Source organism: Pseudomonadota bacterium, from assembly GCA_038533575.1.
GTDB lineage: Bacteria > Pseudomonadota > Alphaproteobacteria > Rhodobacterales > Rhodobacteraceae > Shimia_B.
Genome location: JBCAYL010000028.1, coordinates 1 through 1,208, shown reverse-complemented (window position 1 = coordinate 1,208; position 1,208 = coordinate 1). Strand labels below are relative to the sequence as shown.

General features: G+C 42.6%; 1 protein-coding gene. It reads right to left on the bottom strand.

Features of this window, described 5'->3' with window-relative positions:
• Positions 1-57 precede the first annotated feature (57 nt).
• A partial coding sequence (locus AAFM92_16855) for a hypothetical protein (protein ID MEL7302032.1) occupies positions 58-1,208 on the bottom strand: 1,151 nt, incomplete at its 5' end.

Below are 1,208 nucleotides of genomic sequence, written 5' to 3'. Positions count from 1 at the left end.
ATAAAATCCTCAAAAATATAAAAAAGTAAAAAGCAAAAACAAAACAAAACCAAAAACTTAAGAGGGTTGAACTCTCAAGTGATGGCAGATCTGCCTCTTAAAGAGAGAAAGATTGTAAGAGCTTGGAAAAACAGACGAAGGAAGAGAGTTCCAGAGGCGAGAGACAGATGCAAAGAAACAGTCGCTGTGCCTGTTGATTCGGGAGTTGACAATCTCAACGGAATGCGGATGTGCATTGGCTGCTTGGCGTGTGCTCCTTGGACGCCTCAAAGGAGGAGGAACACAACTTGCCAACTCCCTGGAACAGCGACCGTGGAAATAACGATAGAAGAGGGAGAGAGAGGCAACTTTCCGACGTAGTGAGAGGCTATCCAAGGACGAGGTTAGGACGGGGTCATTGATAAGACGAAATGCCTTTGATTCAACTCTATCAAGAAGGGAAGTATAAGAGGAAGCTCCCCAGACATGAGAGCAGTATTCCAGGCGGGGGCGGATCAAACCTACATAAAGCTTCAAAAGCTGAGCAGACGTAAAATAATTTTTACATCGAAAGAGAATTCCAAGTTTCTTGGAAGCTGATTTGGCAATTTGAACTATATGATTCCTCCATGACAGGTTGGAAGTAATTTCGACGCCTAAAATATTTATTGAATTGAGGGGATCGATTACGTTATTTTCAAAAACAATTTCAAAAATGGAGGGGTCATTCGAGAGAGAAATGGGAAGCAACTGTGTCTTGGAGGAATTGAATTTAACTAGGTTTTCTCTACCCCAGCCTGAAATACGCTCGAGATCTGAGTTGAGAGTGGTAGAAACAGTAGAACGAGATTGAGTGCGAGCAAGAGCAGAAGGCTGTGAGTTGAAGGAGGAAGATTTATGGAGAGTTGAATCATCAGCATACGAATGGATAGGACTAGAATCCTGAGGAACACCACTTGTGACAGTGAAAGACGAAGATGTTGCGCCGTCAACAACAACAGATAAAGTTCGATCTGATAGGAAACTAGCAATTAGTTTAGTAAGAGAAGGGGTGAAACCAAAAGATGGGAGCTTGGCTAACAGAGCCTTATGCCAGACTCTGTCAAATGCCTGGGTTTCAAGATGTTTGAGAAAATGAGAATTAAGAAGAAACTCGAAGACTTTGGAGATAGCAGAAGTAAGGGCTATAGGACGATAGTTGGAGGGATTAGAATGGTCACCTTTCTTAG